The organism is Spirosoma gilvum, from assembly GCF_054776815.1.
The window spans coordinates 1-1,341 of sequence record NZ_BAAHBH010000038.1 but is presented as its reverse complement, the minus strand read 5'-3'; the positions used below and the strand labels follow the sequence as shown (position 1 = coordinate 1,341).

The window sequence follows — 1,341 nt, the reverse complement described above, 5'->3', positions numbered from 1 at the left end:
GGGGCTCAGCCATCACCACCGTGCTCAGCTCCCCCTTCACCCTGACAGGTCTGAGTGGGGGTGCTTACAGTGTGAGTGTGGCTACCAGTTGTGGTGTGGCTTCAACGACAGCGACCCTGTCGGCACCCGCCACACCAACAGTGGGCATTTTAGCCAGCAGTAACCCATCTGCCTGCGGAGCCAGCAATGGTCGGATTGATTTGAACTTAAGTGGTCTGCCAGTGGGCAGTACCTATACGATTATCTACAGCAGTGGGACTACCAGCAACACGCTGGTGAGTAGCACCAGTCCGGTGAGCCTGACGGGCTTAGCGGCGGGTAGTTATAGTATTTATGCGGTGAGTGCAGGGGGCTGTTCGTCAACGACTCAGACGACTAGTCTAAGTGATCCTGGTGCTCCTGCGGCTCCGCTAGCTAGTGCCAATCCAGGCGTTATCTGCGGTAGTGGCGGTAGCACTGTTCTGAGTGCGAGTGGGGTCGCCGGGGCCACTTTCAACTGGAGTGGAGCTAATCTGTCTTCCACCACAGGCAGCCAGGTGACGGCCAGTCCAGGCTTCCGGGGCAATAATGTGTACACCGTCACCCAGACGGTGAATGGCTGCGTCTCACCAGCGGCCACGGTGACCGTGGTGGTGCAGGAGCAGCCACTGGCCAATGCAGTGGCCAGCGCCAGCGTACTGTGTGCGGGTCAGTCGTTGACGTTAACGACAAACGCCAGTGGGGATACTTACAAGTGGGGTGGCCCAGGCTTAACTAATCCCACCAACGCCAGCAGCGTGGTGGTCAACTCGGCTCCCTCCGGGGTTAACACCTACACGGTGACGGTGACCAACGGGGATTGCGTGAGCACAGGCACAGTGTCAGTAACGGTCAACCCTGCTCTTACGTTAAGTATAGCAGCCAGCGCTAGTCCAACCAGTTGCAGCCAGCCCAACGGCAGCATCCGCCTAGGCGGTCTGAGTGCCCCCAACAGCTATACGGTGTCCTACACTGTGAACGGGGGCTCAGCCATCACCACCGTGCTCAGCTCCCCCTTCACCCTGACAGGTCTGAGTGGGGGTGCTTACAGTGTGAGTGTGGCTACCAGTTGTGGTGTGGCTTCAACGACAGCGACCCTGTCGGCACCCGCCACACCAACAGTGGGCATTTTAGCCAGCAGTAACCCATCTGCCTGCGGAGCCAGCAATGGTCGGATTGATTTGAACTTAAGTGGTCTGCCAGTGGGCAGTACCTATACGATTATCTACAGCAGTGGAGCCAGCAGTGGCACGCTGGTGAGTAGCACCAGTCCGGTGAACCTGACAGGCTTAGCGGCGGGTAGTTATAGTATTTATGCGGTGA

General features: G+C 58.2%; 1 protein-coding gene. It reads left to right on the top strand.

Translation table 11 applies throughout. The features are described from left to right. Window positions 1-20 precede the first annotated feature (20 nt). A partial coding sequence (locus tag ACYVFD_RS35935) for a hypothetical protein (protein ID WP_461095444.1) occupies window positions 21-1,341 on the top strand: 1,321 nt, incomplete at its 3' end.